This window comes from Leifsonia shinshuensis (assembly GCF_022606355.1).
GTDB classification, from domain to species: domain Bacteria; phylum Actinomycetota; class Actinomycetes; order Actinomycetales; family Microbacteriaceae; genus Leifsonia; species Leifsonia shinshuensis_B.
The window spans coordinates 115,694-141,004 of sequence record NZ_JAHHZQ010000002.1 but is presented as its reverse complement, the minus strand read 5'-3'; the positions used below and the strand labels follow the sequence as shown (position 1 = coordinate 141,004).

Genomic DNA, 25,311 nt, shown 5'->3' with positions numbered 1-25,311 from the left:
AGGTCGCGATCCTTGAGTCGCGCCTGACGTTGACCCCGGTGGGGTGGAACCCGCATTCCCCCTGCGCCACCTCACCGGGCCCATTTCCCTTGGTCTGCTCTGTCCCTAATGAGGTCCGCCATGCCCGCTTTTGCGGAACGCCCACGCCCGCTCACCCGACGCACCTTCCTCAGCGCAAGCGTCGGTGCCGCCACGCTCGCCGCGCTGGCTGCTTGCACCCCAGTGACACCCGCCCTGATTTCTCCGACATCCGCGGCCATTGCGGCGGCGGAGAAGGCGCGCCGGCGCACCGGACGAGCCACCACTGTCGCGTTGGATGCCCAGCCGTCGCAACTCGACTTCGCCGGTCGGATCGCGAACACGTGGACGTTCGGCTCAACACCGGCACCCGTCATCCGAGCTCGTGCCGGGGACACCATCCAGGCGCACGTCTCCAACCGATTACCAACGTCGACCTCGGTGCATTGGCACGGCATCGCTCTTCGCAACGACATGGACGGGGTACCCCCGCTTACCCAGAGCCCGATCGCCGCCGGCGACGCCTTTCAATATGACTTCACCGCCGAACACCCTGGCACCTACTGGTTCCATCCCCACGTCGGCGTGCAAATCGACCGCGGCCTCTATGGAGCACTAATCATCGACGATCCGCGAGAACCCCTGAGCTACGACCAAGAATGGATCGTCATCCTCGACGACTGGCTTGACGGACTTACCGCCACACCCGACCAAGTCTTGAACGATCTCTCCAAAGGGATGGGCTCGATGGGGATGGACGGAATGCTCATGCGGATGGGGAACATGCTCATGGGCACCAACTCGGCGTTGCTCGGCGGCGACACTGGCGACGTCTTCTACCCGCTCTATCTGATCAACGGCCGACCCGCCGCCGATCCAGAAACCTTCACAAGTAAACCCGGGTCGAAGATTCGGATCCGGTTCATCAACGCTGGCGCCGACACCGCGTTCCGAGTCGCTCTCAGCGGACACACTCTGACGATCACCCACACCGACGGCTACCCTGTCCAGCATCGCGAGGTCGACAGTGTCCTGATCGGGATGGGGGAGCGGTACGACGTCATCGTCACCGCCGGCGACGGAGTCTTCCCGCTCGTGGCGTCCGCCGAAGGCAAAGATGCCGCCGCCTACGCCGTCCTTCGCACCGGCGGTGGGGTCGCGCCAGCGCCCCTGAAGACGCTGCCCGAGCTCAACTCGACGCGGGTGGGCATCGCCGGAGATCTGATCGCGGACGACGCGGTGCAATTGAAGTCCCGTACTATCGACCGCACGGTGAGAATGAGCCTGTCCGGCAGCATGAACTCCTATAAGTGGGCAATAAACGGCCGACGATACAATCCGGACCGACCCTTGCAAGACGCCCTCCCTATTCGACAGGGGGAGCGTGTACGACTGGAATTCGTCAACGACACCACCATGTGGCATCCGATGCACCTGCACGGGCACACCTACCAACACCCCGGCCGTGGTCCCCGCAAGGACACCTCGATCGTCCTGCCCGGCAAGACTCTTCGCGTCGACTTCGACGCCGACAACCCAGGCCTCTGGCTGAGTCACTGCCACAACATCTACCACGGCGAATCCGGCATGATGGCCGTGCTCGCTTACCAGAAATAGCAACCGCGTCGATTGCTGAGCAAAACTGCTCGGCCATATTCGGTGTGATGCTCGTCTTTGGCGGGAATACGGGCCGGGGGTATCATGTTGGTGAGGGAAGGATACCCCGTGCCCGTATTTCTGGAGGAATGACAATGTCGACCACTGAGTATGAAGTTACCGGGATGACCTGCGGTCACTGTGAGATGTCAGTCCGCGAAGAAGTAGAACAGATCGCAGGTGTCGAAAACATCGACGTGTCCGCAGCAACCGGCAAGCTGGTTGTGACCAGCGCGACCGACCTCGATGACACACAAGTCTTCGCTGCGGTCGAGGAGGCCGGCTACTCAGCCGTTCGTGTCTGAGCTGAGCACTCCCACCGGGTCGGGTGGGGCTGGACGTCCTTTGGCAGCGCCAACACCCCGGCGCGGCTGCTGTTTCCAGCAGATGCGGCCGGTGGTTCACCCACTCGGCTGAACAGCCGTCTGTGAGTTACCGCAGCCCGGCGCACCGCTAATCCATTCAACCGCCTGTTGGCGCTGCCCGATCCCGGAGGATCACATGGCCACACCCGAAGCGCTCATACCGCCCGCTGCCGCGAACATCGAACTCGAAATCGGGGGAATGACCTGCGCATCGTGCGCGATGCGAATCGAGAAGAAGCTGAACAAGCTCGACGGGATCATCGCGACCGTGAACTACGCCACCGAGAAGGCGCGGGTGAGCGCCCCGGCCGAATTCGATCCGCAAACGCTGATCGCCGAGGTGGAGAAGGCAGGCTATAGCGCCACGCTTCCGGTCGTGGCGCCGCAAAACGCAGTGCCCGAGGACGCCCCCGACGTGGAGCTCATTACGCTGCGGCAGCGACTCATCGGGAGCGTCGCACTTTCTGTTCCGGTGATCGCGCTGGCGATGATCCCGGCGTTCCAGTTCACCTATTGGCAATGGTTGTCACTGACGCTCGCCGCCCCGGTGATCGTGTGGGCAGGTTGGCCGTTCCATAAGGCAGCGTTCATCAACCTCCGGCATGGGGCAGCGACGATGGACACCCTTGTCTCCGTCGGCACTTCCGTTGCCCTGCTCTGGTCTCTATATGCCCTGTTCTTCGGCACGGCCGGAATGCCAGGGATGACTCACGGTTTTGAATTTTCGGTCGTACCCAGTAGCGGCGCCGGCAACATCTATCTCGAGGTCGCTGCCGGGGTGACGATGTTCGTCCTGGCCGGCCGATATTTCGAGAAACGTTCGAAGCGTCAGGCTGGTGCGGCTTTGCGCACCCTTCTGGCGCTCGGCGCGAAGGACGTGGGGGTGCTCCGTAACGGCATCGAGACACGCATTCCCACCGATCAGCTCGCGGTTGCTGACGAGTTCGTGGTGCGCCCGGGGGAGAAGATCGCCACTGACGGTGTTGTCGTGAATGGCACGAGCGCGGTCGACGCGTCCATGCTTACCGGCGAGTCCGTCCCGGTCGAGGTCGGTGAGGGCGACAGCGTGGTGGGTGCAACGGTGAACGCCGGCGGACGGTTGGTCGTCCGCGCGACGAGGGTTGGAACGGATACCCAGCTGTCGCAGATGGCGAAGCTAGTCGAGGATGCGCAGTCGGGCAAGGCCGAGGTGCAGCGCCTGGCGGACAAGATCTCCGGCGTGTTCGTGCCCATCGTGATCGCCATCGCCATCGCCACGCTCGGCGTCTGGCTGGCAAGCGGATTCCCGGTCGAAGCCGCCTTCACCGCCGCTGTCGCTGTCTTGATTATCGCCTGCCCGTGCGCGCTCGGGTTGGCGACACCGACCGCACTGCTGGTCGGAACCGGCCGTGGTGCCCAACTCGGCATACTCATCAAGGGACCGGAAGTGCTCGAATCCACCCGCAAGGTGGACACGATCGTGCTCGACAAGACGGGCACCGTCACCACCGGCAAGATGACCCTCCTGGCTGTTCACGCGGCCGAGGGGGTCGACGAGGCCGAGCTGCTGCGGCTTGCGGGCGCCGTCGAAGACGCCTCCGAGCACCCCATCGCCCAAGCCATCGCCAAGGGAGCCACGCAGCGCGTCGGCTCGCTTCCGACAGTCGAATCGTTCGCCAATATCGAAGGGATGGGCGTGCAGGGCGTCGTAAACGGTCACCTTGTACTGGTCGGTCGCGATTCGCTGCTCACAGAATGGTCAGTTCCGGCCGATTCGACGCTTGCCATTGCCAAAAAGGCTGCCGAAGCCGCAGGGCAAAGCGCGATCGTCGTCGCCTGGGACGGGACCACGCGCGGCGTTCTCGTCGTGGCGGATGCGATCAAAGACACCAGCGCGGAGGCAATCGCCCAATTCAAACGACTGGGACTAACGCCCGTGCTCCTCACGGGCGACAACGCGACCGTAGCCAACCAGGTTGCCGCCCAGGTTGGGATCGACCGAGTCATCGCCGAGGTACTGCCCAGGGACAAAGTCGATATCGTCACCCGGCTGCAGGCCGAAGGGAAAGTCGTTGCGATGGTCGGTGATGGCGTCAACGACGCTGCCGCCCTTGCCCAGGCTGATCTCGGCTTGGCGATGGGTACCGGCACGGACGTCGCCATTGAAGCCGCAGACCTCACCCTGGTGCGCGGCGACCTCCGCTCCGCCGCAGACGCGATCCGTCTCGCCCGGCGCACCCTCGGCACAATCAAAGTCAACCTCTTCTGGGCGTTCGCCTACAATGTGGCAGCCATCCCGTTGGCCGCTCTGGGTCTACTGAATCCAATGCTCGCGGGCGCCGCGATGGCATTCTCCAGCGTCTTCGTTGTGAGCAACAGCCTCCGCCTCCGATCGTTCAAGCCGAACCCAACCAACACAGAACGTCTCGTTCAGGGCGCGACAGCCAAGCCGGCTCTTGAGAACGCCTGATTTCCCATCCACCCAACGCCGAAAGAAGGCAAACGCCATGACCGACAACCACCACCACACCGCCAGCGCACACGAGCACCACCACGGGGTGCCCACCGGGACCCAGAACCTCCTCGGACCGACTGCCACCGACCTTGCAGAATGCCCGGTCATGCAAGGCAGCCTGGTCGTCAAGGCAGACGCGGAAGCCGCTGGCCTCTACCGCGACTACGAGGGCACCCGTTACTACCTCTGCTGCGCCGGATGCGGACCGAAATTCGACGCCGACCCCGCCCGATACGCAACCGCCTGACAAAACCGCGACTATTGCTTGCGGTCGCCCCGCCGCCAGACCTGATCTCGACAGAAACCTGCAACCGTTACAGGGTAGGAACCATGACCAACCACGCCGGGCACGAAAACCACTCCGTCCCCGCCCAGACCGTGCAAGCAGGTCCGGATGCGCACGCCCACCACGACACGGCCAGACCGGGCGGCCAGGAGACGTCCACCCACGACGTGACCGACCACGCCCGCCACGATACGGCTGAGCACGGTGGGCACGACATGACTGGGCACGCCGGTCACGGCGACCACGTCGGGCAATTCCGTCGCCTGTTCTGGATTATGTTGGTCGTGGCCGTGCCGGTCGTCGTCTTCTCGCCAATGTTCGCGATGATCCTCGGTTACCGCCTCCCCGACGCCGCATGGATCGACTGGATCTCGCCGGTCCTGGGTACGGTCATGTATGTGTGGGGCGGGAAGCCTTTCCTCACCGGCGCCGTCACTGAACTTCGTTCCCGGAAACCGGGGATGATGCTCCTGATCGCTTTGGCCATCACGGTCGCGTTCTTCGCATCGTGGGGCGCGAGCCTCGGGATCCTCGACCACCAGCTCGACTTTTGGTGGGAACTCGCCCTGCTGATCGTGATCATGCTACTCGGGCACTGGATCGAGATGCGATCTCTCGCCCAAACAACGTCTGCCCTCGACTCCCTTGCCGCGCTCCTACCGGACGAGGCCGAACGGGTCGACGGCGACCAGACAGTCTCGGTACCACCGTCAGCGCTGCGCGTCGGCGACATTGTCGTGGTTCGACCCGGCGGCCGCGTTCCGGCGGACGGGAAGATCGTGGACGGTTCGGCGAGCATGGACGAGTCCATGATCACCGGCGAGTCCCGCACCGTCCGACGCGGTTCAGGCGACACCGTCATCGCCGGAACGGTCGCCACCGACTCCGGCCTGCGGGTAGAGATCACCGCCGTCGGCGACGACACCGCCCTGGCCGGCATCCAACGCCTGGTCACAGAAGCGCAGAACTCGTCCTCCCGCGCCCAACGGATCGCCGATACCGCTGCTGGATGGCTTTTCTGGTTCGCTCTCGGCTCCGGCATCATCACGGCGATCGTCTGGACCCTGATCGGACTCCCAGACGACGCCGTCGTCCGCACCATCACCGTTCTGGTGATCGCCTGCCCGCACGCACTCGGCCTCGCAATCCCGCTCGTCGTGTCGATCGCGACCGAGAGAGCGGCCCGTGGCGGCGTGCTAATCAAGGACCGGCTGGCGCTGGAGAGCATGCGCACGGTGAACACCGTCCTGTTCGATAAGACAGGGACGCTCACCAAGGGGGAGCCAACCGTGTCCGCTATCGAAGTGACCGCTAACTACGATGAGAATCGTGTGCTCTCGCTTGCTGCCGCCGCGGAGGCAGACTCCGAACACCCACTTGCCCGAGCGATCGTGAATGCGGCAAACGAGCGGCAGCTCACGGTGCCGAAGGCCACCGGATTCGCGTCGTCCCCGGCAGTCGGTGTCACCGCCATGGTGGACGGTTCCCGGGTCCAGGTCGGGGGCCCGCACCTGCTGGAGCAGGAGAACGGCTATGAACTCGAGGTCGCCTATGACTGGCGCGAAGAGGGTGCGATCATCTTGCACGTATTGGTCGACGGGCAGGTCGTCGGCGCGCTCAAACTCGCCGACGAGGTGCGCGAAGAGTCCAGGCAAGCCATCGACGCGCTCCACGCCCAGAACATACACGTCGTCATGATCACCGGCGACGCCGATGCGGTCGCCAAGTCTGTTGCCACCGAACTCGGAATTGACCGCTACTTCGCGGGCGTCCGCCCCGAAGACAAATCCGCCAAGGTGAAAGAACTGCAGGCTGAAGGCCGCAAGGTGGCGATGGTGGGTGACGGCGTCAACGACGCCCCCGCGCTGGCCCAGGCGGACGTCGGGATCGCGATCGGCGCCGGCACTGATGTCGCGATCGCGTCCGCCGGAGTTATTCTCGCCAGCGACGATCCCCGCTCGGTGCTCTCGGTCATCCAACTGTCCCGAGCCAGTTATCGGAAGATGAAGCAAAACCTGTGGTGGGCAGCCGGTTACAACTTGATCTCGGTCCCGCTCGCGGCGGGTGTTCTGGGTCCCATAGGATTTGTGTTGCCGATGTCGGTCGGCGCGATCTTGATGTCGCTCTCCACGATTGTCGTCGCCCTGAACGCGCAGCTGTTGCGTCGCCTGGACTTGCGGCCAGAAGTGAGCACCCGTGCGATGCTCCATCGAACCGATCAACCTGCTCAGCCAGAGTTGGCGCGACAGGTATAACACCCGAAGGACGACAGACGATGGACACCGCTACAGAACCAACGCATGGCTACATCACCGACAAGGACAAGTACCTCAACCGTCTCAAGCGCATTGAGGGCCAGGCCCGTGGGGTATATCGGATGGTCGACGAGGAGCAATACTGCATCGACATCCTCACCCAGATTTCTGCACTCACCTCGGCGCTGCAATCGGTTGCTCTCGGCCTCGTCGACGACCACCTCAAACACTGCGTTACCGACGCGGTCAAGCTGGGCGGCGAGGAAGCGGACGCCAAGATGAAAGAGGCATCGGACGCCATTGCGCGGTTAGTCCGCTCCTAATCACAGCAAGACCCGGGCTACACAAGCGCGCCCAGGAGCAGCTATGGCCCCCCGTCAACGAGTCAATGATGGCTGCGCGCCGCTCTTGTAAGACCGCCGCGTGGCTCCAGAAGTCGGGACCCGACGCACGCAGATGATCAACAAGACCATTAGCAACGCTCCGATCGCAACAAGTGACAGGGCAAACAGATATTGCGTCGCCGACCACACGCGCGTTTCCGTCGGTTGATAGAGCGACCGAGTTTGGTTGATGGTTCCTGTGAGGTCGTGGGAGATCGGAAGCCACACCTCCAGCTTCCCCTCGGAGGATGAAACGTCCGCGTAGACAAACCACAGCCCCGGGTATGGAAGTGACATTCGACCGGTCGCCCGACCGGACGTGCCCACCGAATCGGCCGTGAGCGGTGCCGTAATCGTTTGGCCGGCCCGACGGGCAACCAGCCACGCCGGACCCGTCATTGTCGCCGTGGTACGGAAGTCGTCCACAGTAACGGTGAGTTCACCCCTCCCGTCGCCCCGAACAGAAAGGGCCGCCGTTCCGAAGGACGGCCCCTGCCCAGGGTCATGGGCGTTCGCCCGCACAGGTGTACCCAGCGCAAAACTCAACCCGAGCAGGAGAACGATCGTCGCTGTGGCGGCGCGATTTCGGACCCCGACAACAAAGACAGCCAGGAGAGCAGCGCCCAGGACTGCCATCGTCCAGGGCAAGATCGACCCAATTTGCACGCTGCTGAGCCCGACTGCAGAGAGTATGGATGCAAGCATGGCCACGACGCTGGCGGCGACCAGCCATCGCAACCGTGGAAGCTTCTGAAGGAAGTCGACGGCCGCCAGACCGAGAAGCGCAAGCGGCAGATCCGGCGCCAACCAACCCGCCTCCGTTAGCCCGATGGTCAGTGCCGCGCGAAACACGATGTACGCGACGATCGCGGTTGTAAGGGTGAATTGGAACCCGGTCGTGCGAATGATCACCCACCCGGTGGCCAACAACGAGAGCAGCGCAACAGGCAGGTAGAGCGTCTCGCTGAACTGGGGGACGTTCGTGTCGTACTCCATCACGAGAATCTGAGCTGCAGCGAGCATGACGGTGGACAACCCGATCTGCAGCTGGCGCCACGGCCGATCGGAAACGCTCACAAGCGTCGAGCCCAAGAGGACGGTTGTTGCGATCACCGAAAGCAGGTGCGGAGGCGACCATAGAACTGCGTCGCGCCCAAAAGTGCTGTGCCAGAAGGCGTCGGCGGGTGCGGCGATCGCTGTAGCAGCAGCGCTTGCCGCGGCGAGGATGTACCCAGGCGCCCGTACAAGGGTACGGAGGGAACGGGTATCGCGAAGTACGCGCAACGCCCAGAGACCCAAACTGACGCCAACCGTCGCGATCGACGCATACAAGAGAAGGTGCGGGGGGATCAGGGGACTATCGCGCCCGAGGGTGGAATGCCAGGAGTCGTCCCAGTACGCCGAAGCCAGCCCCAGCCCGCTCGCGCCGACGATAATCCACCCGCTTGGGCGTCCAACGCCGGTTGGTTGGGAGGGATCCATGGCGAGATGCTATACCCGCACGGGGTATAAGGATAGATGGAAAAGGTGCAGGAATCTAAGCGCAGGTCGGGGGCCACCAGCTTCTCTATGTGGTGCCCGATCGGGGGTAGGGAGCCTTCAGCTAGCGTGTGATCGCTTGGGAGGAGCTTGCGTAGGTGGGTGCAGGTGGAAGTCCAAAGAACTCTTCTAATGTCTGCTTCCTACTGTCGTGAAGCTGGGAAGCCAGTGATGTGCCGACCCACCGAAAGTGCCATGGCTCGTACGCGAACCCTGTGACGGCCGATTTGTTGGGCGGGTAGCGAAGGATCCATCCGAATCGGTATGCGTTAGCGGCGAGCCACACCCCAGTCGGCGATTGGCCGAAACACTCGTCTTCGAGCCCGCAACCGCTTTGTGTATCGAGAATGTCGACCGCCATCCCTGTCTGATGTTCGCTGTAACCGGGGCGTGCGCTCGTTGCGTCCGCGTTCGCGGCTCCGCCGTAGAGCTTCGTGTAGGAGGCATAGACGCCGGTCTGGTATTTGAAGGAGCGGTACCCACTTTGGGCAACGAGAGTTGCTCCGGTTTCAGCTTTCACGGCTGCGGCGAGTTGGACAAATGCTGCTGCGGCAGCCTGTCGGAGGGTTTGATCATTTGGGTTGGGGATCTCCGCAGGGAGGGTCGTCAGGTCGCTGGGTGTGTAGGTGGCAGCACCGGGGATGGGACGGAGTTTGTTGACGAGGAACCAGGGGCTGCTGGGGTCAGTCAGCGAGTGGGGCCCCAACCGCACCGGGGTGGGGAGGGTGGTGGGTACTGGTCGTGTCCGTGGCGGCGAGGTAGCGGTCGCTGTTTCGCTGCGGCCGCGGTTGGTAGCATCCGTGGGAGCGATGATGCCGTAGACGGCTCCGAGGCTCATCATCACCGCCGCGATGAGAATTGCGCCGACAACAATTGACCACGCGAAGGTCAGGCGCTCCCGGTAGGACCTTCGCACTAGTGGCCGCATGTGCACGTAGTCAGCCCACATTGAGCGCACCACACCCATCGTTTCGCTGCTGATCTGACGGGCTCGCGCGATTCGCGATTTATGCGCGCGTTCATGTCGGGGGGTCACCGACGCCGACCTCCGGATGCTCGCGCCAACTGCTCGGCGGCATGACTGAGCTCGGATAGCTCAACGCGGCCGAACCGCCGCTCGAGCGCGATGCGGATCAGGTGGTCGGCGAAGAGGGGGTTGCGTGGAAGGAGGGGGCCGTGGAGGTAGGTGCCAAAGGTGGACCACCTGCGCGCGCCTTCTGTACGGTCGATGCCGTTGTTGCCCTGGCCAGGTGCAACTGTGGCTAGGGCTGGCGTGCCTGGGCCGAGAGTGGTTGCTCCGGCGTGATTTTCGTATCCGACGAGCGTTCCAAACTCTGTCGTTTCAGCGGTGACATTGCCGATGCTGCGTCTTGGTGCAGGCTGGGTCTCGAGGTCATAAATACCGATCCCGGTTAGTTGGGTGCCGTCCGTTACTCGCAAGGAACGGCCGAACAATTGGTAAAGCCCGCACACCATCAGCATCGGGGTTCCATCTTCGGCCATCGCCCGCAAGTCGTTTCGGTGACGGAGAAGATCGGGCTGAATCGCGACCTGTCCGCGGTCTTGCCCCCCACCTCCGATTATCAGATCGATGTCTCGGGGGAGGCTTTCACCGGGATGGAGCTCGAGAATGTTGGCCCGGTATCCTCGCCACTCGAGGCGACGCCGGAGGACAAGCACATTACCGCGGTCACCGTAGACATTCATCTGCGCCGGGTAAAGCGACAGGATTGTCAGGGTCCGTTTCATGCTGCTTCTCCAAGGATCCCGGGACGAAGAGTCCGCCTGATTGCGAGCATCGCGGTGTAAGTGCAGTAGATGCGCTTAACTGTCGGCGATGGGGTTTCGATGAAGAGTTCCAACGCACCTCCGATATTGGGTTCGCGGATCTCCGCCGTTATGTCGTCGTAGTGAAGCCGAAGTTCGAGATCTGCTGCGCGTGTTCCGGTCACAACACGAACCGGGTCGGATCTGAGGGCGGTGAAGTCGACGTCCCATATCCAGGAGACGTCTTTTCCGTCGGCGTCATGATCATTTAGCGCGATCATCGTCTGTGCGCCATCGCCCGAGTACGATTCCAACGCTGCCCGGAATGCGCCAGGATTCTTAACTAAGACCAGGTGGATCGTCTGTCCGTTGACCGCGATCAGCTCACCTCGCCCGAATGCCGGCGTGGTGTTGGCTAATGCCTGGAAGGCATGGCCTGGGTCAAACTCGCCACGGAGAACCGCACGACAGATCGCAAGGGCAGCGACCGCGTTGAGAGTGTTGAACGTACCTCCGAACGAGAGCGTGAGTGGATGGGAAGCGCCATCAAATGATACGAGAGGGCTCGGGTCGATCCGCTCAAGCGTTGTCTGATCGGAGATCGCGGTTGGTGCTGGCGGATCGGCGTCAAGAAGCTCGTCATCTCCGGGAAAAAGGGTTCGAAGCTCGGAGGATGCGCTGAAACTGGACACGGTGGCATCGACGTCTCTCAGAAAGCGGCCACTGTGTAGCCGGGGATCCAAATCGTTGACCACGACATCATCTGTGGTCGCCACAGCGACTTGATGAAGCAGATTCGTCGTGTGGTCGATTTCGCCGTACCGATCCATTTGATCGCGCATGACATTCAGAATGAGCGAGTGTCGTGGTGGCACGACTTCGACAAAAGCACCCGCGTGCCCCTCGTCGAGTTCAAGCACGGCAATGTCCGCATCTAGCCGGCCGGAGAACGAGATCTGTCCTAGGAGCGACGAGAGAATGCCGCGGCTGTAATTGCTGCCGCTCGGGTTGGAAAAGACCCTAATGTGATGCGCTCGGAGAACTTCGACGACGAGTCTTGTTGTCGTGGTCTTTCCGTTGGTTCCAGCAACCACCACCACGCCGCGAGGAAGGGAGCCGAGGATGTCTGGAAGGAGTGCAGCATCGATTCGTTCGACGATGAGGCCGGGGAGCGCGGACCCGCGGTGGGCGAGTCGCAGCAGCGAGCGGGCAGTCTTTCCTATGCAAATGGGGATTAGATGTTTCACGGTCGGGCTTTCAGTGAGTCGGCTAAGCGTGGCGCGCATGGGATGGCGCGCGCGAATGTGCCGCATACCGCGGCTGCTAGGTGCATCGGATCTGGGGACGCGAACGTCCCCAGAGAGATGTTCCTAGGTTCGACTCACTGAAAATTTGACGGCAGAGACTGATCCGCCTGGCACAGGAACTAGTCGTTCATCGGGCGCAGGTATCTGAACGTGCCTGAGGTCTAAGGAAAGCGTCGTTACGCTCTGCGCTGCCAACGCATTGGCCAGGGGCAGAAGTGTGTCGCTGTAACGAGAACGGAGGTAAGAATGGTCCTCTGACTCGGCGGAGGGGTTGTCGCTGTGGCTTTCGATCGAGTCGTGCGCAGCGTAAACCAGACTTGGCTGCGATGCTGCCACGGTGTCCACCGGGAAGCCGCTGACGGCATGGCGAGGACTCGAATGGACCCACGCCATCGTCACTAGGACGGCGACGAAAAACATGGCCATCGCCAACAAAAGTGAGCGCGCTCGACGATGCCCATTGACATCGTGCACGCGAATCATGTTTATCCCCACTCCTTGATCAGGAGCATTCTTCCAAACTGACCTGAACGGTTGCCCAGCCGGTCCGGGTCGGCAGAGCGGAATGAGCGAGTCGTGGCGGCACGACCCCGACAAAAGCGACTGCGTGCCCCTCGTCGAGTTTGAGCACGGCGATGTCCCCATCCCGCCGGTCCGAAAACGATTGGCTATCGCTGATTCTGCAGGCAAGGCGGCCCACACGCGGAATACGCCTCTGATCAGAAGCTGCCATAGGTAGGGGTCGCCGTCCGAGATCGGTCGTTACGGGTCGGGGGAACTACGTGACCGGCGTGCAGTGTCCGGCATTTGAACGTCCGCTATGCGATGTGCCGTGCTTCAAGGTCGGATCGAGCAAGCTTCGTCTTTTCGGCGTACCCTCGCCCATGCAGGGGGCTGCTGATCATGAAGGAGAAGCATTATGTCCGCCGTTGAACAAATGCTCGACAGCTACCCCGCCGACCTCGGAGACGTCGACCGACAAAAGCTCGTCGCCTGCATCGAAGCGTGCATCGAGTGCGCGCAAACCTGTACCGCCTGCGCCGACGCCTGTCTCAGCGAAGAGATGGTGGCAGACCTGGTCAAGTGCGTGCGCACCGACCTCGACTGCGCCGACATCTGCGCCTCCACCGCCAACGTCCTCTCCCGGCACACCGGCTCCAACGCAAACGTCACCCGAGCGGCACTCGAATCGTGCCGGGCGGCCTGCGGTGCGTGTGCAGACGAATGTGACAAGCACGCCAGCATGCACGAACACTGCCGCATCTGCGCCGACGTATGTCGGCGCTGCGAACAGGCCTGCGCCGACCTCATCGGCAGCCTCTAACCAGTCCGCGGGTTCGAGTGGTCGCGGTCCTCATGGCCGTGATCGCCCAAGTGGTCGTGCTCAAACCGGGCCAGAATGTGCTCCCTCGTCAGCGCCGGACCCACGTGGCCGTGCCCGCGAGCATGTTCTCGAGCCATTTCCACAAAGTCGTCGTCGGTATCACCCACAATGACCTCGCCGCACGCCTTACACGTCAGACTGCGCGCCATAAGTTCTCCTCCATCGACGTCCCGGCCAGGTTCTCACGGGACCCTGTGACCTCGGTCCCGAGAATTTATGCAATAATCTGCGTATGGATGCAGATAACGCGATATGTGGGCGCTTGCCGGACAGCCAGTACGTCGAGTTGGCCGTGGAAGTATTCGGCATGCTCGCCGATGCGACCAGGGTGCGGATCATTCTCGCTCTCCGCGACCAGGAACTCTCGGTCAACCATCTCGCCGATATCCTGGACAAGACACCCGCGTCCGTCTCCCAACACTTGGCAAAACTCCGCCTCGCTCGGATCGTTTCCTCGCGGCAGGAAGGCACCCGCGTCTTCTACCAGCTGGCCAACGAGCATGCACGACAGCTGGTCACGGACGCCATCTTCCAAGCCGAACACGCCCTCGAGGGAAGTCCGCGGCACCATCACCCGCAAGCCGAACCCGATGAGGCGACAGCGTGACCACTCCGCACCCCCACCACGACCACGGAGCCATCGGCGAGCACAACCACGACGATGGCCAGCCTCACGAGCACGAGCATGATCACGCGCACGGCGAGCACGAGCATGATCACGCGCACGGCGAGCACGAGCATGACCACGCGCATGGACATGGTCACGACCACGACCACGGTCACCCCAGCGGGTTCAAAGGGTTCCTCTACAACCTGTTCGTGCCGCACTCGCACGACGCCGCCGACTCCATCGATGACGCGCTGGAAGCCAGCCGCGAGGGCGTGCGGGCGCTGAAGGTCAGTCTGTTCCTGCTGCTCGGAACCACAATCCTGCAGTTCGTCGTCGTGCTCCTCAGCGGTTCGGTCGCGCTGCTCGCCGACACGGTCCACAATTTCTCCGACGCGCTCACCGCGGTGCCGCTGTGGATTGCATTCATTCTCGGCCGCCGCGTCGCGACCCGTCGCTACACCTACGGATTCGGCCGGGCGGAAGATCTTGCAGGTCTCTTCATCATCGCCGTGGTCGCTTTGTCGGCGATTGTTGCCGCCTGGCAATCGATCGAACGCTTCATCAACCCGCAACCGCTGCACAACCTGTGGTGGGTTGTCGCCGCCGGCTTTATTGGGTTCCTCGGCAACGAGGCGGTCGCTATCTACCGGATCCGGGTCGGACAGAAGATCGGCTCCGCCGCTCTGGTCGCCGATGGTGTGCACGCCCGGATGGACGGCTTCACGTCCCTCGCGGTGTTGCTCGGCGCATTCGGCGCAATGGTCGGCTTTCCGCTCGCCGACCCAATCGTGGGATTGCTCATCTCTGTCGCAATCGTCGTGCTGCTCTGGGGCACAGTACGCAGCATCGGGCGCCGGCTGATGGACGGCATCGAACCCGGACTCGTACACACGGTCGAAGACGCCCTCGCCGAAACACCAGGGGTGCGAGGCGTCGAGCGTGTCCAGTTGCGCTGGGTCGGACACCGACTCCAAGGCAACGCAACGATCACCCTGGACGACGTAAGCCTTGAGGTGGCCGACACCGTCGCCGCTGCCGCATCCAGTCACGTGCGCTCCACCGTGCGCAACCTTGACGACTTTGTGATCCGTCCTCAGAGCGCTAGCGGCAGCTCCGCCACAGCTCAGCTCGCCAGCTGATTGGATTGCTGTCTCCGTTGCGCAGCAAACACTGAGACCCCGGGACGAATTCGAGGCGACTCGACTTGCGTAGGCACGCGCTCGGGCAGAGGACGTTCCTCAACGGCGGGCCTACCGACGGCGTGTTGCGGGAAGGCAGCGACCCGTCACGGGTTAGCGTCGGGAACTGGCGACCGGGCCTGTTCGCCCCCACAATCAGGTTCCCTACTCTTCGGAAGCGAAATGCGACTACCTCTCGGCTCTGCGCCCCACAGTGGGTACGTCTGGTCGCGTCTGGGGGTGATCCTCGTGGTTGTGGCGGTTCTGGCCGCTTGGAATGGGGTCGCCGTCCCGAAAGCGTTTGCGGATAACTATCCATCGTGGGGCGATGTACTGGCCGCTCGATCCAGCGAGGCCGCCAAGCAGGCCCAGGTTAATGCGATCACCGCGCTTATTGCTGGGCTCAAAACGCAAGCGAAAGCGGCCGAGGATGCCGCTGCCGCTCGGGAAAAGGATAACGAGGCGGCCCAGTTCGCCCTGGCCGCGGGCCAGAAGAAATCGGACATGCTGGCCGCCGAGGCGGCGCGACTGAAAAAGAAGTCCGAGACCTCACACCAGCAGGCGGCGACGGTGATGGCAAAGTTGATCCGCACGGGAGACCAAAACCTCACCGGGAGCCTCCTGCTCAGTAAGTCGACCGACGCAGACGGACTGTTGTATCGACTGAGCAGCCTGGGAAAGCTCACTTCGACAATCAACGGCCTGTACTCACAAGCGGCTCAGGACAGCAACAATGCCAAGGCGGCCAGCGACCAGGCCGTGTCGGCAAAGAATGCCCTCGCTGCCCTGGCGGCCGCGGCGAAAGCAGCGCTCGCAAAGGCCGTGCAGGCACAACGGGACATGATCGCAGCCCTGTCCGCTCAGACAGCTCACGAGAATGAGCTTCAAGCTCAGCTGGCGTCGCTCACCAGCGCGACAGCGGTGACCGAGCAGCAGTATCAAGCCGGAGTTGCGGCGCGAGCTGCTGCGGCTGCCGCGGCAGCAGCTGCCGCGGCGGCAGCAGCCGCGGCCGCGGGTCCCAGCGCGCCAGTATCTACCGATGCGCGCGCACTTGCCCAGGAGCTGATGGGATACGTCTCAGCCGGACGGCTGTCCGGTTCCTACCCCGACCACATCATGGAGATCCGGTGGATCGCAGAGGGCCGCTCGGTGCCGAACTGCGGAATCGACACACAGGTGCTTCAAGCAATGGTGATTGCTCTTCACACCTTTTCGAGCGTCGGGGTCAGCGATATCAATCGTCGCTGCACCGGCCAGATCGAGGGCGCCGGGATCTATTCGCAACACTATGCAGGAGGTGGCGGCCATGCGGTGGACTTCTACAGCTTCAATGGGAGCTCCGCTACCGGTGCCGACGGCAACTCGTTGACGTTGATCCGTGTCCTGGACCCGAGGATGCCCTACGGTTCGGGTCTAGGTCAGCGCAGCTGCCGACGTAACGCAGGAAACGAGCCTGCCCTGCGCAACTTCCAAGACTTCAACGACACCTGCGACCACCTCCACATCAACGATCCGATGTAGCCGCCCTTGAGGTAAAGAAACCTCATGCTTTCAAGCTTTGATAGTGCTCGCTCTGACAGTTTGAACGGGCGTGCAAGCAGGATTTGCTGACGCATCGTCCCCTGATAGCTGGATCGAGCGCATTCAGACTCATTGGACCGGCATGACGGCTCCCGAGCGGTCAGCTCCGGAGCGGATCTCAGTCGGTTCCGCCATCCCGATTGCGTGACAACACTTTGACAACACTTGAGGAGAATCCAACCGGATCGGGTGGCGGTCTTGAGCACTCAAAGATGCCGAATTTCCGCGGATCTTGAAAGTATTGCGGAGGTTGAGCGGGCCGTGGCGAGAGTTCGAATCCCACGCCCTCCGCCGCTCCGCGGTCCGGCGAATCTCACCGCTGCGGCAGAGAGTCGGCGGCGGCCGCCACCCAGAGCCAGATTCGTGAGCAGATGGCTCGAGTGGGCTTCTGATGTCGCGTGTTCGCCTGCCAGGGCCGCGCTTCACCCGTAGGTCTCGTCGAGCGCATATGCGAGGTCGGTGACGAGATCGGCCGCGTCCTCGAGCCCAACCGACAAACGCAGATGGCCCATCGTGCGGAAGGGTTCCGGGTAGGTCGCGACGCGGCCGCCTTCGGTCCCGGTGTGCACGATGAGGGAGTCGTCGTGGCCGAGCGAGAAGCCGGAGGTGATCAGTCGGAGATTCGCCACGAAGCGGTTCTGCATGTCTGGGCCTCCCTGGACGGCGAACGCCATCATTCCGCCGTATCCGCGTCCGCGGAACTGCCGGGTGGCGAGCTCGTGCTCGGGGTGGGACGGCAGACCAGGGTAGTAGACGTAGGCGACACGGGGGTCTTCTTCGAGGAAGCGTGAGATCGTCTCCGCCGACGACAGGTGCTGACGCAGGCGGAGCGGAAGCGTGACCGACCCGCGCTGGATCTGCCACGCATTGAACGGCGAGATGATGCCTCCGACATCGACCATGGCGTCGGCCTTGATCGGCTCGATGAGCTCTCGCCTGCCGGAGACCGAGCCGCCCATGGCATCGCCGTGCCCGTTGATGTACTTCGTGAGGGAGTGGACCACCAGGTCGGCGCCGTCGGCGATCGGGCGGTAGAGGGGTGGTGGCGTGTAGGTCGAGTCGACCATGAGGATGGCGCCCGCGTCGTGGACGATGTCGGCGATCGCGGCGACATCCGCGACTTTCGTCGTGGGGTTGGCGATGGCTTCGATGCAGACCAGGCGGGTGTTCGGACGCAGCGCGGCCCGGACCGCTTCGAGGTCGGTGATGTCGACGAAGGTCGCTTCGATCCCGTAGCGCCCGGGCAGGAGCTCGGTCCAGAGCCGCCACGTGGCCTCGTAGGTGACGTCGCTCACCAGAACGTGGTCGCCCACGCGGACATGGGTGAAGAATACGGCGTGGAGTGCGGCGACGCCGGAGGCGAGCGCGACCGCATCCTCCGCCTCGTCCAGGGCCGCGAGCTTGTGCTGGAGCGCCTCCTGGTTGACGCCCGTGTTGCGGGTGTAGAGTCCCGGCGCGGTGGCCGACCAGCTGATCTCGCTGGGGTCGTCGGGAAGCTGATACGAGTTCGACATGACCAGCGGGGTGCGCAGGGCCTTGGTCGAGTCGAGGCGGTTCCCGGCGTGCACGGCGAGGCTGGACTCTGCCAATGTCTCGGGACGAGTGCGATCAGGGCGCGCAGTCATGCGGGCCTCCTTCGAAAAGTCAGCGCACGACGACGTGCGCAGGTGGTGGACACACAAAATGTGGCTTAGTGTGTGTCATCAACATACGCACATGCTAATAAAGCACGCAACTGGGAGGCGACGCGAGATGGACGCAATCGATCACGGCATCCTTGCCGAGCTCACGGCAGACGCTCGCGTGCCGCTCGTGACCCTCGCCAACCGAGTCCATCTGTCGCGGAACGCCGTCAAGCAACGTCTCGAGCGCATGGAGCGCGACGGTGTCATCGCTGGTTACACGGTCGTCCGGGGTGCGTCCGCAGCGCGTCGGGTCACCGCCATCGTCATGGTGTACCGAGCCGATCGGATGCGTGGCGCTCACGTCCTCACCGTGCTCGAGCAGATCCCGGAGGTCGTCCGCTGCGACATCCTCTCCGGCGAGTTCGACCTGCTCGTGACGATCCAGGCCGACACGATGGAGCGCATCGGGGCGATCTGGGAGCAGGTGGCCGCCATTCCCGGCGTCGACAACACCGTCACGTCGGTCTCCCTCGCCCGGGTCATCGACCGGGCGTAGGTCGTCGCCGCCTTCGTGGCGGAGGAGCCACGAAGGTGCCGGAACGTTCAGTCGGCTGGTCATTTCGACCATGACTCGGACGCATTGGCCCAATCGACTTCCGCCCGATCACATTTCTCCGCCACACGTTGTGCTCGCCTCGGGTCGCAGGTAGTCTCCCTCCAACGTCTCGTGCCATATCGACACATTGATGTGGGGATAACGCACGTAGCTTCATCCATCGCCTGACCTCGAATGCGAGAGATCATGAACCCGCTTCCCGGGGAGAAAGAACTCCCCAACACGCTGCCCCACACCACCGCGACCCAGGTTCCGCTGCGAAAGCTGCAGCGGACGATGGACGCCAGGCACCTGATCATGATCGCCCTCGGCGGCGTGATCGGGTCCGGCCTGTTCCTCAGCTCCGGATACACCATCAGCCAGGCCGGCCCGCTCGGGGCGGTCATCGCCTACGTCATCGGTGCGCTTGTCGTCTATCTCGTCATGGCGTGCCTGGGGGAGCTCGCCACCGCGTACCCTGTCTCCGGCGCGTTCCACATCTACGCGGCGCGATCGATCGGCCCGGCGACAGGGTTCGCAACGGCCTGGCTGTACTGGCTGTGCTGGGTCGTCGCCCTGGGATCCGAGTTCACGGCGGCGGGCATCCTCATGCAGCGCTGGTTCCCCGGCGTGCCGGTCTGGATCTGGTGCCTGATCTTCGCTGCCGTCCTCTTCACGGTCAACGCGATCTCCGCCCGGGTGTTCGGGGAGACGGAGTTCTGGTTCTCTCTGATCAAGGTCGTGGCGATCGTCGCGCTCATCGTGCTCGGCGGCGCTGCGATCTTCGGCATCACTCCGCTGTCCTCCGAGCACCCCGCGGCGGTTCTCTTCAGCAACTTCAGCACCCCGCACGGACTGTTCCCTAACGGTGTCGGAGGGGTGGTCGTGACGTCGCTGGCCGTGTTCTACGCGTTCAGCGGGTCCGAGCTGATCGGCGTGGCGGCCGGTGAGACGAAGGATCCAGGAAAGAACATCCCGCGGGCGCTTCGCTCGACCGTGCTGCGACTCCTCGTCCTCTTCGTCGGTTCGATCACCGTGATCGCAGCCATCCTGCCGTACGACAAGGCCGGGGTGACCAGTAGCCCGTTCGTCGACGTCTTCCAGTACGTCGGCGTGCCGTACGCGCCGGACATCATGAACTTCGTCATCATCACCGCGCTTCTGTCGGCGGGGAACAGCGGGCTGTTCTCCTGCGCGCGCATGCTCTTCTCCCTCGCCGAGGAAGGCCATGCGCCGAAGTCGCTCATGCGTCTCACCAAGCGCGGGATCCCGCTGGTCGCGCTCAGCGTGAGCATGGTGCTGGGGCTCGTATCGCTCCTCTCCAGCGTCATCGCGGCTCAGAGCGTCTACCTGGCGCTGGTCTCGATCGCCGGATTCGCCGTCGTCGCCGTCTGGATGTCGATCGTCGCCTCGCAGTTCTTCCACCGACGCGCGTTCGTGCGCCGGGGCGGAGACCTCTCGACGCTCCCGTACCGGACGCCGCTCTTCCCCGCCCTCCCGATCATCGCGTTCCTGCTGCTGCTGATCTCGATCGTCGCGATCGCGTTCGATCCCAACCAGATCGCCGCCCTGTACTTCGGCGTCCCGTTCACCGGCCTCTGCTACCTCTTCTTCTGGTGGCGCTACGGCCGGAGGGGCGCGAAGGGGCGCGCGGCGGTGTCGGAGGAGGCGCCGGTGGACGTCCGGGAGGATCCTGCCGCCGCCGAGTTCATGGAGGAGCTCTCGGAGCGCCCGCTGAACCGGGACGACGACCGGAGCCGATGATGACGAGTCCGGCGTGGATCGAGGTCGACACCGCGGCCATCTCGAACAACATCGCGGTCGTGCGGCGACTCCTCCCCGAAACGACGCAGCTCTGCGGCGTCGTGAAGGCGGACGCCTACGGACACGGTGTCGACCTCGTCCTCCCGGTGCTGATGGCCGCGGGCGTCGACCTGATCGGCGTCACCTCGAACGACGAGGCCAGGACTGCTCGGGCGCTCGGCTTCCGTGGGCGCGTCATCCGATTGCGTACGGCCACCAAGGAGGAGATCGAGGACGCCGGAGACCTGCTGATCGAAGAATGGGTCGGCGGTCTGCAGCACGCTCGGATCGTGGAATCGGCCGCCAGGTCGACCCGGCGGACGATCCCGGTGCATGTGGCTCTCAACTCGACAGGACTGAGCCGGGACGGCATCGACTTCGGTACGACGGCGTATCGCGCCGACCTCGCTGCGATCGGCCGGCTGACCGCTCTGCGGACGGTGGGGATCTGCGCGCACTTCCCGTGCGAGGATGCCGGGGATGTGGCCGAGGGGGCTGCGGCCTTCCGGGCTCAATCGGCGGAGGCGGTCGCGTTGCTGGCTCCCGGGGGCCTGGCCCAGCGCCACTGCGCGACATCCTTCGCGGCCCTCACCGTACCGTCCTCCCGTTTCGACCTGGTCCGGATCGGCGCCGCCCTGTATGGAGACACCAGCGCGCCCGTGACGGGGCTGCGTCCGGCCATCGCCTTCGTGTCGCAGATCGCCGCCGTCAACGAGTATCCCGAGGGGCGCAGCGTCGGCTACGACCGGACGTTCGTCACCCGGCGGGCGTCTCGACTGGCGGTCGTACCCGTCGGCTACGGCTCGGGGCTCCACCGGAACCTCGGCGGTCGGGCGGACGTGCTCGTGCGGGGAAGGCGAGCGCGGGTGGTCGACAAGCTCGCCATGAACTCGTGCGTCATCGACGTCACAGACATCCCTTCCGTGCGGATCGGGGACGAGGTCGTCCTGTGCGGCAGCCAGGGCGACGAGCAGATCAGCTTCCACGACCTCGAGCGCGCATCCGGCCAGATCGCCGCCGACCTCTACACCGCGTGGGGAGGCCTGCTGCCGCGCCGCGCACTGCGCGAGAACCGGGCGGCGCCCGTGCGCCCGTCCGCGGGCGGCCCGCTAGTCTGGCGCTGAGACCGTGCCGCGTCGGCGGTTCAGAAGGAGAGGGATCGTGTCGTTGCCGTCGTCCCTGCTTCAGGGCCTCGCACTGCTCGAGGCTGCGGTCGAGCGGGAGCGTTCCGGCCGGCAGAGTCTCACGGTCACTCGTCTCGCCGACGCGGTGGGGATCGAGCGCAGCAGGGCATCCCGGCTGACCCAGGAAATGCGGGCCCTGCGCTACCTGGAGCGCGACGAGGCGGCCGCGCTGACGGCGAGCGACGCGTACTTCGGCACCGCCGGCGCGCTCAACGAGCACTGGTTGGGAGCGGCCAGGCATGAACTGCGCGCACTCGCCTCCCGGCTCCGGTCGACCGCGCTGGTCAGCGCTGCGGACGGACCGGCCACCGTGCTTCTCCGCTATGAGATCGGCAGCGGTGCGCCCGACCCGGTCGTACGCCCCGGCATGGTCAGCCCGATCTGGTGCACCGGGTCAGGCCGTGCCCTTCTGTGGGACCACTCCCGCGCTCAGCTCGAGAGCCTTCTCGAGAACGTCCAGTTCATCGGAGTGGGCGGTCCGAACGCGGCTCGTTCCGTGGCGGAGGTGGAAGCGCACCTCGAGCGAGACCGCGCCGCCGACATCATCACCGCGGTGGACGAATACGCGGACGGGGTGACGGAGATCGCCCTCCCGATCCGCGGGAAAGCGGGTGTCGTCGCGTCGGTGTCGGTGGTAGTGCCGAAGCAGGGCGGCGCCTCGAGGCGGACCTCGCACGCGGCACTCCGGGAGGTTCGCGACCGGCTGGACGTCCTGGCGTCTGGCTTCTAGCCGACGTCCGTATCGGCCCGCGCCGGAGCTCCGATCGCGCGGGACAGGCCGTTCGCGGCCGTCACGCAGTGCGCCGCGAAGTCCTGGGTGCGGGGGAGCAGCGCATCGCGCTCGCCCACGATCTGGATCGCGGCCACGACCTCCGAGCGGAAGTCACGAACCGGCGCCGAGATCGAGTACAGTCCCGGCTCCGCTTCCTGGTCGACGATGACGAACCCCCGAGTACGCGACTCGTGCAAACGCTCCAGGAAGTCCTCCACCGATCGCGGTGCGTTCGGTCCGCGGCTCGTGAACTCGGTCCGGGCGAACACCGAACGGACCTCGTCGTCGGAGGCGTCCCACAGCACCGCTTGGCCGGCGTCGCTGCAGAACGCGGGGTAGGCGCGTCCGACCCACGAACCGATCATGCGGGCGGTGGAAGGGATGCTCTCGACGATCGTGAGGGTCGCGTCGCCCTGGAGCGTGCCGATGAAGCACGCCTCCCCGACGGTGTCGGCGAGCTCGTCGAGGACGGAGAGCCCGATGGTGCGCAATCGCCGCTGGGTCAGCTCCTGTGCCGCGGCGTACCAGCTCCACGCCAGGCGATACCGTTGGTCGTCCCCTCTGACCACCAGGTGCTTGCTCGCGAGCGCGGAGAGGGTTCGCGAGATCTGCGAGCGCTCGCGTCCGAGGGCGTGGGCGACCTCCTGGACCGACGCGCTGAACGGTTCCTGCGACGTGAGCTGAGCCAGCGCGCTCAGGATCGAGAAGCCCCGGCCCATGCTGGAGGAGATGTTGCGCTCGTCGTCACGCATCGCCATGTCGCAAGCCTAATCCGCACGCGGAGAGGGGCCGGATGCGCAGGGCGGTCCGCCTGCCGCGATCAGTGCTTCTCCACGGACGACACCGGGCGCACAACCGTCACCTTCGTCACACCGACCTGCTGGTCGAAGAACGCTTCGATCTCCGCGATTCTCGCCTCCGTCTCGACACGGAGCCTGAGGAGCAGGTCGAACCCGGTATCGGCGACGTCGCTGCTGACGAGTTCGGGGAGGGTGCGAAGGCTCCGCAGCACATCCTTGCCGCTCAGTGCCTGGTTCCGTTCGATGAACATGAGCACCGTGATCGGTTGCCGATCCGGGTCGGGGAAACCCCGGACCGCTCGGTAGCCGGCGATATGCCCGGAGGTCGTCAGCGTGGTGATGCGGTCGAGCACGTTCTCGGGCGTCTCTCCGAGGTAGCCGGCCAGTTCGGCGGTGCTCAGCCGGGCATCCCGCGTGAGCAGGTCGATCAGCGTTCGATCGTGGGTGTCGAGCGGTCGCATGGGTGCCTCCCTCGGGTGCGTGCTCCGTTCAGTAAAGCCGCACGAGCGGCGTCTCGGAGCGGCGGAGGACGTTTCGGCAGCATTCCCGCCGTTCCGGCACGGCAGGGGAGCGGATTGACAGCAGTGCTCCGACACGGCCGGAACCGATGATGGACGGCATCCGCACATGAGAATTGGAGATCATCGTGGATCGATACGACCTCGCCCTTATCGGCTTCGGCGGAGTGAACCGCGCCCTCGCCGAGCTCATCCGCGACCGTGGTGAGCGGCTGCGTTCCGAACTCGGCTTCGACCTGCGCATCGTCGCCATCACCGACCTTCGTCTCGGGTCCCTCATGCAGGCCGACGGGATCGATGTCGCACAGGTGCTGGCCATGCGGGCAGGAGAGTCCTTCGCCGGCCTCGTCGGCGGCGACGCGGAGGCTCGCAACGAATACGTCATCCGCAACTCGACCGCGGACATCGTGGTCGAGGCGACGTTCACCAACCCGCTCGATGGGCAGCCGGCCGTCTCCCACGTCACGTGGGCGCTCGAGTCGGGCAAGCACGTGACGACCACCAACAAGGGGCCGATCGCGCTCGCGGGCGCCGGGCTGAAGTCCCTCGCAGCCGAGTACGGTGTGAGATTCGAGTACGAGGGGTCGGTCCTCTCGGGCACGCCCATCCTCCGCTTCGCGAAGCAGCAGTTGGCCGGCGCAGGTCTCACCGCCGTGGAAGGCATCCTCAACGGCACCAGCAACTACGTGCTGGGGCGGATGGAGGCCGGACTGAGCCTCGCCGACGCCGTCGCGGAAGCCCAAGGCCTCGGGTACGCGGAGGCGGACCCCACTGCCGACATCGAGGGGTCGGACGTGCAGCTGAAGGTCGTCATCCTCGCGAACGAACTTCTCGGAGCGAACCTGACCACCGCGGATGTCGAGCGCGTCGGCATCTCGGTCGTCTCCGCCGAGGACATCGTCGCGGCGGCGACGCAGGGGAAGCGCTGGAAGCTCATCGGGTCGGCCAGGCGACTCCCGGACGGCACGGTGACCGGGAGGGTGGCTCCGGTCGCAGTGGCCGCCGACCACCCGTTGCAGGGCATCTCCGGCGCGACCAACGCAGTGAAGTTCGAGACCGAGCTGCTCGGCGACGTCACGGTCTCCGGCCCTGGCGCCGGTCGCGTGGAGACCGCCTACGCACTGCTGTCCGACATCATCGCGATCGACAGCTCGGTCCGCAGCGGCCTCGTGGCGACGAGCGCGGTCTGAG

The 25,311-nt window shown here is 64.4% G+C and carries 22 protein-coding genes; 15 read left to right on the top strand and 7 right to left on the bottom strand.

Translation table 11 applies throughout. The features are described from left to right. The first annotated feature begins 120 nt into the window (after positions 1-120). The 6 genes from KNO15_RS07430 to KNO15_RS07405 all read left to right on the top strand — a co-directional run bounded on the left by KNO15_RS07430 (position 121) and on the right by KNO15_RS07405 (position 7,397). On the top strand, positions 121-1,635 hold the full coding sequence (locus KNO15_RS07430) for a multicopper oxidase family protein (RefSeq protein WP_241702837.1): 1,515 nt from the start codon (positions 121-123) through the stop codon (positions 1,633-1,635). Between the two features lie 134 nt (positions 1,636-1,769). Next, the gene (locus KNO15_RS07425) at positions 1,770-1,979 is read left to right on the top strand and encodes a heavy-metal-associated domain-containing protein (RefSeq protein WP_241702836.1); all 210 of its coding nucleotides are present in this window, start codon (positions 1,770-1,772) and stop codon (positions 1,977-1,979) included. 196 nt (positions 1,980-2,175) lie between these two features. Then, on the top strand, positions 2,176-4,488 hold the full coding sequence (locus KNO15_RS07420; protein ID WP_241702835.1) for a heavy metal translocating P-type ATPase: 2,313 nt from the start codon (positions 2,176-2,178) through the stop codon (positions 4,486-4,488). Positions 4,489-4,525: 37 nt separating this feature from the next. After that, positions 4,526-4,780 carry a YHS domain-containing protein gene (locus tag KNO15_RS07415; protein WP_241702834.1) on the top strand — a complete coding sequence of 85 codons (255 nt, stop codon included), beginning with the start codon at positions 4,526-4,528 and terminating at the stop codon, positions 4,778-4,780. An 83-nt stretch (positions 4,781-4,863) separates the two neighbouring features. Further along, complete coding sequence (locus KNO15_RS07410) at positions 4,864-7,074, top strand: heavy metal translocating P-type ATPase (RefSeq protein ID WP_374113156.1); 2,211 nt, start codon at positions 4,864-4,866, stop codon at positions 7,072-7,074. A 20-nt stretch (positions 7,075-7,094) separates the two neighbouring features. Continuing rightward, positions 7,095-7,397, top strand: a complete 303-nt coding sequence (locus KNO15_RS07405) for a metal-sensitive transcriptional regulator (protein WP_241702833.1) — start codon at positions 7,095-7,097, stop codon at positions 7,395-7,397. A gap of 54 nt (positions 7,398-7,451) precedes the next feature. Here the strand turns inward: KNO15_RS07405 and KNO15_RS07400 are convergent, their stop codons facing one another. From KNO15_RS07400 to KNO15_RS07385, 4 genes are all read right to left on the bottom strand, one after another. After that, positions 7,452-8,939 (bottom strand): hypothetical protein, encoded by a 1,488-nt coding sequence (locus KNO15_RS07400; RefSeq protein ID WP_241702832.1) that lies wholly within the window; start codon positions 8,937-8,939, stop codon positions 7,452-7,454. 121 nt (positions 8,940-9,060) lie between these two features. Continuing rightward, complete coding sequence (locus KNO15_RS07395; RefSeq protein ID WP_241703880.1) at positions 9,061-9,834, bottom strand: M15 family metallopeptidase; 774 nt, start codon at positions 9,832-9,834, stop codon at positions 9,061-9,063. A gap of 194 nt (positions 9,835-10,028) precedes the next feature. Further along, positions 10,029-10,745: a type 1 glutamine amidotransferase gene (locus KNO15_RS07390; RefSeq protein WP_241702831.1), complete on the bottom strand. Its 717-nt coding sequence runs from the start codon at positions 10,743-10,745 to the stop codon at positions 10,029-10,031. Beyond that, positions 10,742-12,010 (bottom strand): Mur ligase family protein, encoded by a 1,269-nt coding sequence (locus KNO15_RS07385; RefSeq protein WP_241702830.1) that lies wholly within the window; start codon positions 12,008-12,010, stop codon positions 10,742-10,744. Before KNO15_RS07385 ends, KNO15_RS07390 begins: the two co-directional genes overlap by 4 nt. A gap of 979 nt (positions 12,011-12,989) precedes the next feature. On the opposite strand from KNO15_RS07385, the gene KNO15_RS07380 reads away from it, so the two are divergent. From KNO15_RS07380 to KNO15_RS07365, 4 genes are all read left to right on the top strand, one after another. Beyond that, positions 12,990-13,394, top strand: coding sequence for a four-helix bundle copper-binding protein (locus KNO15_RS07380; RefSeq protein ID WP_241702829.1), 405 nt, complete (start codon positions 12,990-12,992; stop codon positions 13,392-13,394). Between the two features lie 292 nt (positions 13,395-13,686). Next, positions 13,687-14,061 (top strand): ArsR/SmtB family transcription factor, encoded by a 375-nt coding sequence (locus KNO15_RS07375; RefSeq protein ID WP_241702828.1) that lies wholly within the window; start codon positions 13,687-13,689, stop codon positions 14,059-14,061. Between the two features lie 206 nt (positions 14,062-14,267). Continuing rightward, positions 14,268-15,203 carry a cation diffusion facilitator family transporter gene (locus KNO15_RS07370; RefSeq protein ID WP_242599419.1) on the top strand — a complete coding sequence of 312 codons (936 nt, stop codon included), beginning with the start codon at positions 14,268-14,270 and terminating at the stop codon, positions 15,201-15,203. Between the two features lie 279 nt (positions 15,204-15,482). Continuing rightward, on the top strand, positions 15,483-16,763 hold the full coding sequence (locus KNO15_RS07365) for a coiled-coil domain-containing protein (protein WP_241702826.1): 1,281 nt from the start codon (positions 15,483-15,485) through the stop codon (positions 16,761-16,763). 482 nt (positions 16,764-17,245) lie between these two features. Here the strand turns inward: KNO15_RS07365 and KNO15_RS07360 are convergent, their stop codons facing one another. Then, positions 17,246-18,448 (bottom strand): trans-sulfuration enzyme family protein, encoded by a 1,203-nt coding sequence (locus KNO15_RS07360; protein ID WP_241702825.1) that lies wholly within the window; start codon positions 18,446-18,448, stop codon positions 17,246-17,248. Positions 18,449-18,575: 127 nt separating this feature from the next. Between KNO15_RS07360 and KNO15_RS07355 the strand changes: the two genes are divergently transcribed. From KNO15_RS07355 to KNO15_RS07340, 4 genes are all read left to right on the top strand, one after another. Then, complete coding sequence (locus KNO15_RS07355; RefSeq protein ID WP_241702824.1) at positions 18,576-19,004, top strand: Lrp/AsnC family transcriptional regulator; 429 nt, start codon at positions 18,576-18,578, stop codon at positions 19,002-19,004. Between the two features lie 246 nt (positions 19,005-19,250). After that, on the top strand, positions 19,251-20,807 hold the full coding sequence (locus KNO15_RS07350) for an amino acid permease (RefSeq protein ID WP_374113155.1): 1,557 nt from the start codon (positions 19,251-19,253) through the stop codon (positions 20,805-20,807). After that, complete coding sequence (gene alr, locus KNO15_RS07345) at positions 20,804-21,970, top strand: alanine racemase (RefSeq protein ID WP_241702823.1); 1,167 nt, start codon at positions 20,804-20,806, stop codon at positions 21,968-21,970. The genes KNO15_RS07350 and alr overlap by 4 nt, the downstream gene beginning before the upstream one ends. Positions 21,971-22,007: 37 nt before the next feature. Next, positions 22,008-22,760, top strand: coding sequence for an IclR family transcriptional regulator domain-containing protein (locus KNO15_RS07340; RefSeq protein ID WP_241702822.1), 753 nt, complete (start codon positions 22,008-22,010; stop codon positions 22,758-22,760). Here KNO15_RS07340 and KNO15_RS07335 read toward each other — a convergent pair. Both KNO15_RS07335 and KNO15_RS07330 read right to left on the bottom strand, forming a co-directional pair. Beyond that, the gene (locus KNO15_RS07335) at positions 22,757-23,560 is read right to left on the bottom strand and encodes an IclR family transcriptional regulator (protein WP_241702821.1); all 804 of its coding nucleotides are present in this window, start codon (positions 23,558-23,560) and stop codon (positions 22,757-22,759) included. The genes KNO15_RS07340 and KNO15_RS07335 overlap by 4 nt on opposite strands. A 62-nt stretch (positions 23,561-23,622) precedes the next feature. Next, a complete protein-coding gene (locus tag KNO15_RS07330; RefSeq protein ID WP_241702820.1) occupies positions 23,623-24,063 on the bottom strand; it encodes an Lrp/AsnC family transcriptional regulator in 441 nt (146 codons plus the stop codon). A gap of 185 nt (positions 24,064-24,248) precedes the next feature. On the opposite strand from KNO15_RS07330, the gene KNO15_RS07325 reads away from it, so the two are divergent. Beyond that, positions 24,249-25,310, top strand: a complete 1,062-nt coding sequence (locus KNO15_RS07325) for a homoserine dehydrogenase (RefSeq protein WP_241702819.1) — start codon at positions 24,249-24,251, stop codon at positions 25,308-25,310. Position 25,311 lies beyond the last annotated feature (1 nt).

What these genes read in the sequence shown, in the direction of transcription:
- KNO15_RS07430 (WP_241702837.1), top strand. Translation starts at nt 121, where the DNA reads ATGCCCGCTTTTGCGGAACGCCCACGCCCGCTCACCCGACGCACCTTC.
- KNO15_RS07425 (WP_241702836.1), top strand. Translation starts at nt 1,770, where the DNA reads ATGTCGACCACTGAGTATGAAGTTACCGGGATGACCTGCGGTCACTGT.
- KNO15_RS07420 (WP_241702835.1), top strand. Translation starts at nt 2,176, where the DNA reads ATGGCCACACCCGAAGCGCTCATACCGCCCGCTGCCGCGAACATCGAA.
- KNO15_RS07415 (WP_241702834.1), top strand. Translation starts at nt 4,526, where the DNA reads ATGACCGACAACCACCACCACACCGCCAGCGCACACGAGCACCACCAC.
- KNO15_RS07410 (WP_374113156.1), top strand. Translation starts at nt 4,864, where the DNA reads ATGACCAACCACGCCGGGCACGAAAACCACTCCGTCCCCGCCCAGACC.
- KNO15_RS07405 (WP_241702833.1), top strand. Translation starts at nt 7,095, where the DNA reads ATGGACACCGCTACAGAACCAACGCATGGCTACATCACCGACAAGGAC.
- KNO15_RS07400 (WP_241702832.1), bottom strand. Translation starts at nt 8,939, where the DNA reads ATGGATCCCTCCCAACCAACCGGCGTTGGACGCCCAAGCGGGTGGATT.
- KNO15_RS07395 (WP_241703880.1), bottom strand. Translation starts at nt 9,834, where the DNA reads ATGAGCCTCGGAGCCGTCTACGGCATCATCGCTCCCACGGATGCTACC.
- KNO15_RS07390 (WP_241702831.1), bottom strand. Translation starts at nt 10,745, where the DNA reads ATGAAACGGACCCTGACAATCCTGTCGCTTTACCCGGCGCAGATGAAT.
- KNO15_RS07380 (WP_241702829.1), top strand. Translation starts at nt 12,990, where the DNA reads ATGTCCGCCGTTGAACAAATGCTCGACAGCTACCCCGCCGACCTCGGA.
- KNO15_RS07375 (WP_241702828.1), top strand. Translation starts at nt 13,687, where the DNA reads ATGGATGCAGATAACGCGATATGTGGGCGCTTGCCGGACAGCCAGTAC.
- KNO15_RS07360 (WP_241702825.1), bottom strand. Translation starts at nt 18,448, where the DNA reads ATGACTGCGCGCCCTGATCGCACTCGTCCCGAGACATTGGCAGAGTCC.
- KNO15_RS07355 (WP_241702824.1), top strand. Translation starts at nt 18,576, where the DNA reads ATGGACGCAATCGATCACGGCATCCTTGCCGAGCTCACGGCAGACGCT.
- KNO15_RS07350 (WP_374113155.1), top strand. Translation starts at nt 19,251, where the DNA reads ATGAACCCGCTTCCCGGGGAGAAAGAACTCCCCAACACGCTGCCCCAC.
- alr (WP_241702823.1), top strand. Translation starts at nt 20,804, where the DNA reads ATGATGACGAGTCCGGCGTGGATCGAGGTCGACACCGCGGCCATCTCG.
- KNO15_RS07335 (WP_241702821.1), bottom strand. Translation starts at nt 23,560, where the DNA reads ATGGCGATGCGTGACGACGAGCGCAACATCTCCTCCAGCATGGGCCGG.
- KNO15_RS07330 (WP_241702820.1), bottom strand. Translation starts at nt 24,063, where the DNA reads ATGCGACCGCTCGACACCCACGATCGAACGCTGATCGACCTGCTCACG.